At 65.3% G+C, this 8039-nt stretch carries 7 protein-coding genes; 6 read left to right on the top strand and 1 reads right to left on the bottom strand.

What is annotated here, in order from left to right; translation table 11 throughout:
* Positions 1 to 389: DUF1173 family protein (locus AC1D08_RS33500; protein ID WP_477425307.1), on the bottom strand; the 389-nt coding region annotated here is incomplete at its 3' end.
* Positions 390 to 574: 185 nt separating this feature from the next.
* On the opposite strand from AC1D08_RS33500, the gene AC1D08_RS33495 reads away from it, so the two are divergent.
* The 6 genes from AC1D08_RS33495 to AC1D08_RS33470 form a co-directional block, all read left to right on the top strand.
* Positions 575 to 4900: a strawberry notch-like NTP hydrolase domain-containing protein gene (locus AC1D08_RS33495; RefSeq protein ID WP_477425305.1), complete on the top strand. Its 4326-nt coding sequence runs from the start codon at positions 575 to 577 to the stop codon at positions 4898 to 4900.
* 20 nt (positions 4901 to 4920) lie between these two features.
* On the top strand, positions 4921 to 5121 hold the full coding sequence (locus tag AC1D08_RS33490) for a hypothetical protein (protein ID WP_477425303.1): 201 nt from the start codon (positions 4921 to 4923) through the stop codon (positions 5119 to 5121).
* Between the two features lie 12 nt (positions 5122 to 5133).
* Positions 5134 to 6183, top strand: a complete 1050-nt coding sequence (locus AC1D08_RS33485) for a DUF7146 domain-containing protein (RefSeq protein ID WP_477425301.1) — start codon at positions 5134 to 5136, stop codon at positions 6181 to 6183.
* Positions 6184 to 6429: 246 nt separating this feature from the next.
* The gene (locus AC1D08_RS33480) at positions 6430 to 7371 is read left to right on the top strand and encodes a DUF2493 domain-containing protein (protein WP_477425300.1); all 942 of its coding nucleotides are present in this window, start codon (positions 6430 to 6432) and stop codon (positions 7369 to 7371) included.
* A gap of 63 nt (positions 7372 to 7434) precedes the next feature.
* Positions 7435 to 7695, top strand: coding sequence for a type II toxin-antitoxin system prevent-host-death family antitoxin (locus tag AC1D08_RS33475; RefSeq protein WP_057143280.1), 261 nt, complete (start codon positions 7435 to 7437; stop codon positions 7693 to 7695).
* The coding region (locus AC1D08_RS33470) for a hypothetical protein (RefSeq protein WP_477425298.1) at positions 7685 to 8039 on the top strand (355 nt) is incomplete at its 3' end. The genes AC1D08_RS33475 and AC1D08_RS33470, both read left to right, overlap by 11 nt.

The raw sequence follows: 8039 nt of genomic DNA, 5'->3' as shown, positions 1-8039 counted from the left end.
CTCCTGGGGTCGGCAGTTACGCTGGCGGAACTTTGCCCGGCAGGCACCGATGCCGCCCGGCTCCCCGTCTTCGACAGGCTGAAGTCCAACTTGAGGGCCGCCAAGCCGTTTTGCGGATCGAGCTGTATCGCGCTGCCCATCAAGGCGCCCAGCCCGGACAGTTCGTAAGGTGATTCATAGGAATCACAGGACAGATCATGCCCGCCGCCGCTGAGCGGCATGCGCTTGATCAGATGAAGGTCGCCTATGCGGGCGATGTACATCGGGCAGCCCGGCTCGCGGCACAGGCATAGCGGACGCTCGCTGCGGGCATAGGCACTCGCCAGCGCCGCCTGCAGGTCAGGCGCTGCCTCCTCGTAGACCGCACTGCCAATTCTGAACCGTCGCATCACCTCCACAGCTCCAGGTCGCCGCCGCATCCCTGTGCGCGCATTGAAGTCATGGGTTTGCAAAGAGCGCAACCCCTTTGGTGCATCGGCGCCAGAGGCAGAGGGGAGCCGGGAGGAGCGTGGCCCGGCTGGCGTGGAGAGAGTGTCGGCGCGGGCGCCATTCCCCTCTCGCGAAGGACATTTCCATGAACATCGTTTCGACCACACCTGCCGTTGCCCGGACGGCTACTCCAATCGGTGCGCCGACGCCGGCCTCCATCGACACCGCCCAGGCGATTCATCAAGCGGCAACGCTGCTTCTGCCTTTCCTCGAGCAGGGCAAGCCTGTCACCACCGCCGCACTGCGCACCGCCATGACGACCAGTTTTGGCGGCAGCGATGCGCAAGGGTTCTGGGTCTGGAAGGACGCTTATGAGGCGCTCGAAGTCGCCCAGGTACTGTTTCTGCGCCGGTTCGGTCCGGCGATCCTGTCGCGGTCGAGCTCGCCCCACGCAATGCTGGCGATGATGAAGCGGATCGCCGATCTTCTTCCCACTCACACGCGGCGCTCCGACGAGAGCCGGGCCATGCAGCAGCTCTCCACGCCCTTGCCGCTTGCTTTCGTCACGGCGCACGCCGCGGCGATCGCATCTTGCGACCTCGTTCTCGAACCCTCCGCCGGCACCGGCCTGCTCGCCGTCCATGCCGAGATGACGCGCGCTTCGATCGCGCTCAACGAGCTTGCCGCGACGCGGGCCGATCTTCTCGGCCTGCTGTTTCCACGGTTTTCCGTGTCGCGGTACGACGCTGCCCATATCGACGATCATCTCGACGCGGCCATGKAGCCGTCCGTCGTCCTGATGAATCCACCCTTCAGCGTCGGCGCCTATGTCGACGGCCATGTCGCCGATGCGGCATGGCGGCACCTCTCTTCCGCATTCGCACGCCTGCGTCCGGGCGGGCGCCTGGTCGCCATCACCGGCACCGGCCTGTCTTCCGAAAACCCCAAATGGCGGCCCGCCTTCGAACGCCTGCAGCAGCAGGGCACCATTGTCTTCACCGCGGCGATCGACGGCCGTGTCTACGCCCGCCATGGCACCACCACTGAGACCCGCTTGACCATCATCGACAAAGTTCCTGCTACCGACCCAACCAGCTTCTCCGGCTCGCCGGGCAAGGCCATGGATGTCGAGACGTTGCTCTCCTGGATCTCCGCCCTGCCGCCCCGAGCACCGGGCGGCTTTCCGGACTCGATCGGTGCATTATCCAGCGGCATCCTGCGCAATGCCGCCATGCACATGGGCGCCCGATCGGGGGCGAGAGCCGCACCCCTCGGTGTCTCAACGGCTGCTCCGAAGGCCATCCAATCGGTCCGTCCGATTGTGCGGGCGAAGCCCGCTCGCCAGGTCATGGCAAGCAGCGCGCCTGCCGTCCCGCTCGCCTATGAGCTGCGCGACTGGATGCCGGAGGAGGGCGGCCGGCTCACCGACACGATCTACGAACCGTTCGCGCTCCAGTCGACCGACATTCCCCGCGCAAAGCCGCATCCGACGCCGCTCGTACAGTCAGCCGCAATGGCCGCCGTCGCGCCACCAAAACCTTCCTATCGGCCGCTTCTTCCTGATGCGATCATCGACGAGGGCCTGCTGTCGGATGCCCAGCTCGAAAGCGTCATCTATTCGGGCGAAGCCCATAGCGGCCATCTCACTGGCGCCTGGACGGTTGACGAGACCTGCGATGTCGTCTCGGCCGCACCAGAAGGGGCTGCAAACGCTGTCCGCTTCCGCCGTGGATGGTTTTTGGGTGACGGAACCGGCTGCGGCAAGGGACGGCAAGTCGCCGGCATCATCCTCGACAACTGGCTGCAGGGGCGGCGCCGCGCGATCTGGATTTCCAAGTCGGACAAGCTACTGGAAGATGCCCAGCGCGATTGGGCGGCACTTGGCCAGGAAAAACTTCTCGTTCAGCCGCTGTCGCGCTATCGGCAGGGCACGCCGATCCGCCTTGCCGAGGGCATCCTGTTCACGACCTACGCGACGCTCCGCTCGCAGGAACGGGAAGGCAAGAAATCCCGGATAGCCCAGATCCTCGACTGGGTTGGCCAAGAGGCGGGGAGGGCCGGAGGCCCGACAGGGAACGGAGAAGAGTCGGCAGGGAGGGCCGAAAGCCAGACAGGAATTGGAGAAAACCCGTCGGGGGCGAAAAGATCTTTCGATGGCGTCATCGTCTTCGACGAGGCCCACGCCATGGCCAACGCCGCTGGCGGCAAAAGCGAGCGTGGCGACGTCGCCCCGTCGCAGCAAGGAAAGGCGGGACTGCGGTTGCAGCACGCCCTTCCCGACGCGCGCGTCGTCTACGTCTCGGCAACCGGTGCGACGGCGGTCGAGAACCTCGCCTATGCGCAGCGTCTCGGCATCTGGGGCAGCGAGGATTTTCCATTTGCCAACCGTGCCGAATTCGTCGCCGCGATCGAGGACGGCGGTGTCGCGGCGATCGAAGTGCTCGCCCGGGATCTCAAGTCGCTCGGCCTCTATACAGCGCGTTCTCTTTCCTATGACGGTGTCGAATACGACCTGCTCGAGCACGCGCTGAGCGAGGAACAGATCCGTATCTACAACGCCTATGCCGACGCATTCCAGGTCATCCACAACAACCTGACCGCCGCACTCGAGGCGACCAACATCACCAATGAGTCCGGTACGCTGAACCGTAACGCCAAGTCTGCGGCGCGCTCGGCCTTCGAGAGCACCAAGCAGCGCTTTTTCTCGCATTTGATCACCTCGATGATGACGCCAACGCTGATTGGCGCGATCGAGCAGGACCTCGCCGATGGCCATTCGGCAGTCGTGCAGATCGTCTCGACCGGCGAAGCGCTGATGGAACGACGCCTTGCCGAGATCCCAACCGAGGAATGGTCGGATCTGCATGTCGACGTCACGCCGCGCGAGTACGTCGGCGGGTACTTGCTGCACTCCTTCCCCACCCAGCTGTTCGAGGAATATTCGGACGCGGAGGGCAATGTCTATTCGCGGCCCGTTCACGACGAAGATGGCAACCCGGTCCAGTGCCGGGAGGCGGTTCGACGGCGCGACGAGATGATCGAAAAACTCGCATCGCTGCCGCCGGTCGGTAGCGCGCTCGACCAGATCCTCCACCATTTCGGCACAGACATCGTCGCCGAGGTGACCGGCCGCTCGCGGCGCACCGTCAAGAAGACCGGCCGCGACGGCATCGACCGGCTGGCCGTCGAAAACCGCCCTGGCTCGGCCAATCTCGCCGAGACCCAGAGTTTTATGGATGACGACAAGCGCGTACTGGTGTTTTCGGATGCCGGCGGCACCGGCCGCTCCTATCATGCCGATCTTGGCGCGAAGAACCAGAGGCTGCGCAAACACTATCTGCTCGAGGCCGGCTGGCGCGCCGACAACGCCATCCAGGGTCTCGGACGGACCCACCGCACAAATCAGAAGCAACCGCCGTTGTTCCGGCCCATGGCCGCCAACGTGAAAGCCGGCAAGCGCTTCCTGTCGACCATCGCACGACGGCTCGACACGCTGGGCGCGATCACGCGTGGCCAGCGCCAGACCGGTGGGGCGGGGCTGTTCCGTGCCGAGGACAATCTGGAAAGCCCCTATGCACGGGCCGCAGTTCGCCAATTCTATATGCTGCTGCACCAAGGCAAGATCGAGGGCTGCTCGCTCACGACCTTCGAGACCGTGACCGGGCTGTCTTTGACGACCGACGAGGGCGGGTTGCGCGACGAGCTGCCGCCGATCACGACCTGGCTCAACCGCCTGCTGGCGCTGCGCATCGAGACCCAGAACCTGCTGTTCGAAGTGTTCGAGCAACTGATGACGGCGAAGGTTGAGGGCGCGATCGCCGCCGGAAACTATGACAAGGGACTGGAGACGATCACGGCCGAAAGCATCGTCGTCACCGATCGCCGCACCGTCTACGCGCACCCGGTCTCCGGCGCGCAGTCGCATGTGCTGACCGTCGCGCGCAAGGACCGTATCCGGCCGCTCGGCCTGGTCGACGCACTGGCCATTGTCCGGGCGGAGCCGCAATCGGTTCTCCTGGTGAACGCCCGCTCCAGCCGCGCGGCGATCCGGCTGCCGACGGCGAGCCTGATGCTCGACGACGGCACGATAGAGCATCGCGTACGCCTGTTGCGGCCGACCGACGAGCTGCGCTTCGGTCTCGACGCCCTTGCCGAAACCCATTGGCAGCCGACCGACCGAAAACTGTTCTGCGATCTGTGGCAGGCAGAAGTCGCCGCCGTCCCGGAGTTTACCACCAGCACCTTTCACATCGTGACGGGTTTGCTATTGCCGATCTGGCGTCGGCTGCCAGACCATGATTGTCAGGTCTACCGGATCCAGACCGATGCCGGCGAACGCATCATCGGCCGTCACATCGCGCCGACGCTTGTCGCGACCTTGTTCCGCAATCTCGGTCTCGGCTCGCGCCGGAAGATGCTTGGACCGGGCTCGTGGAAGGCAGGATTGGACTGCAACTCGCCGATGGCCTGATTCTGCGCCGCAGCCGCGTCATGAACGACTACCGTGTCGAATTGATTGGCTTCACGGACGCGATGGTCCCCCGGCTAAAGGCGCTGGGGCTGATCTCCGAGATCATTTCCTGGAAACTCCGGCTGTTCATCCCGACAAGCGCGCAAGGATCCGCCATCCTCGCCGCGCTGCTCGACCGCCATACGCTGGTTGGCGTCACCGACCGTACCTCGGCGGCATAAGGGGAGACGATCATGACCGGCTCGGCCTCCGAGCTAGCACGCCGCCTTGGCGATCATGCCGAGGCGGTGTGCCACGAATATCTCTCCAACGGATATCGCTCCGGCAATTACTGGATGGTCGGCGATGTCCGCAACACGCGCGGCCGTTCCATGCATGTGCGGCTTATGGCGGTTGGCGGCAAGGCAGCCGGAAAATGGACCGATGAGTCGTCGGGCGAATATGGCGACCTACTTGACGTCATCGAGCAGAGCTGTGGTCTGATCGACTTCCGCGAAGTCGCGGATGAAGCACGTCGCTTCCTCGCCATGCCGCTGCCACAGCCCCAGCCCCAGCCCCTTGGCGCGGAGGGCCAGCCAGCCGCGAAACGCGGCTCCCCTGAGGCCGCGCGTCGATTGTTCGCCATGTCGCAGCCGATCGCCGGCACGCTGGCCGAACGCTATCTCGCCGGTCGCGGCATTCTGCTTTCGACGCATGAGCAYGCGCTGCGCTTCCACCCCGGCTGCTACTACAGGGATCTCATGACGGGCGAGACGCAGACTCTTCCTGCTCTGATTGCCGCTGTGACCAACCTCGACGGGCAGATCACCGGCCTACAACGCACCTGGCTTGATCCTTCGGGTCAGGGCAAGGCGCAACTCGCGGATCCACGCCGCTCGCTGGGGGATCTCCTTGGCAACGGCATCTGGCTAGGCCACCAGCCCGGTGCAACATTCCCGATCATGGCCGCCGGCGAGGGCTTCGAGACGATGGCGTCGCTCAGGACTATGATGCCGGTGCTGCCGGTGGCCGCCGCCACCTCGGCCAATCACCTTGCCGGCCTGAGGCTTCCGCCCGGCTGCCGCCGGCTCTACATCGCAGCCGATGCCGACGCCGCCGGCCGGCACGGCATCGAACGTCTCAGCCAACGCGCCGGCGAGGCCGGGATCCTCGCCTTGGTGTTGCGGCCGCAGCTCGGCGATTTCAACGACGATCTGCGTCATCTCGGCCCGGCCCATCTCGCCGCATGGCTCAGCGGTCAGTTCGTCCCAGAGGATGCCCGTCTCTTCCTGCCGCCCGGATAAACGGGTCAGGCCGGAAGGCAGGCCGGCGCGGCGTCGCCGGGCAACTGCAGGCATGGCGGCGGTCCACCGGAGAGGCCGCGCCCGCGGCCTGCCTGAGAGGCGACCCCTGCCACCCCCCGGTCACGGCCGCAACGGCTGCGCCGTCCTTCGCTCGCGCTCCGGCCTTCGGTGCGGCCGCGCCCGGGGCGCGGCCGGGATGCGCTGTCAGGCCGCGAAGGGCGCGGCCATAACCGACGGAGACACGCCATGACCTACGAGCTTCCCCTCGACGACGCCTACGAGCCCTACCACGCCTCCTCGCCGACCGACCGCGTCATCCTCGAGCTGCAGATGTACGGCCATCGCCCGCATCAGGACGAACCTGATCCTCGGCCACTTCCCGACGACGAAGTGATCCGGGCCGGCCTCGCCGGGATCGTGGAAACCTTCGCCGGCATGCTCGGCGACACGAGGCTCGAACCCGATCTCGACGACCTGCTCTGGTCCTTCGCAAACGTCTTCCACCGTGCCGCCGAGCGTGTCGCCCGCAGCCTCGACCGCAATGAGGAGGCGCAGCGTTCGAGCCAGCAGGAGCAGGACGGCTCCGAGGTGAAGTCGGTCGATCTCGAACGGCTCACGGCCGAAGGCATCACCTATATCGAGCGCCGCAACGTGCTCGAAATCATGCGCGATGAGGCCGCCGACCTCTACGAGGCACAAACCGGATCGGCATGGCGGCCGCGCACCGGCTCCAAGGTCAGCCACCAGGCGATGACCGCGGCGGTGATCGACAGCCGCGACTTCCTCGCCGCCCGTCGCCACGCCGAAACCGAGGTGCTCGTTCCAGCCGGGACCAAGATCGCCTTCGCCGGCGGCCTCGACTGCAATGATCACGACCGGATCTGGGACGCGCTCGACAAGGCTCGCGAGAAGCATCCCGACATGGTTCTGCTCCACGGCGGCAGCCCGCGCGGCGCCGAGCGCATCGCAGCCTGCTGGGCCGAGAACCGGAAGGTCACCCAGATCGCCTTCAAGCCGGACTGGAGCAGGCACGCCAAGGCAGCCCCGTTCCGCCGCAACGACCAGCTTCTCTCGGTGGTGCCCTACGGCCTGATCGTCTTTCCCGGCTCCGGCATCACCGACAACCTTGCCGACAAGGCGCGTCGGCTGGGCATCCCCGTCTGGCGGTTCGCGGAGGGCGGCGCGTGAGCGCCGTTTTCTTGCAAATCCAGATAATCCAGATAATATGGAGACTGATCAAGGAGTCCAGCCATGCGCCAGTTCACGACGGGGGATCTCAACAAGCAGGTCGGCGACGTCACCGACGTTGCCAGCCGCGAACCCGTTATCCTTACCAAGCACCGGAAACCCCGGTTCGTGCTGATGAGTTACGAGCACTACGAACGGATGCGCATCGGCGGCGATCCCCGCCGCGCATACCATGTCTCCGAGATGCCGGAGGAACACACGGAACTCTTCGCCGCCGAGATCGACCGCTTGGCGCGCGGGGAAGGATACGATGATGAGCGGTAGATTTCTGCCTGGTCATGTGATCTCCTATCCTTATCTTTGGGCATGGCAACACGAGCGCGGCGAAACGGAAGGCCGCAAGAGCCGACCGACCTGCGTGGTCATCGCTGTCCGCGGCGCAGGAGATGGCCTGACCCATCTCGCGCTCCTGGCGATAACCACTCAGCCACCGACCAGCGATCGGATCGGTTTGGAAGTCTCCGCTATCGAGTGTCGGCGCGCCGGTCTGACCGATCTCAAACGCTGCTGGATCGTGGTTGACGAATACAACTACGATATTGCCGAACGCTCCTGGTACATCGAAGCCGACGGCAAGCCCCTCGGTCGGTTCAGCAAGGCATTCATGA

The organism is Mesorhizobium sp. P2_E6 (genome assembly GCF_056403835.1).
The sequence above is the reverse complement of the archived record's forward strand: the minus strand, read 5'-3'. Positions and strand labels throughout refer to the sequence as shown.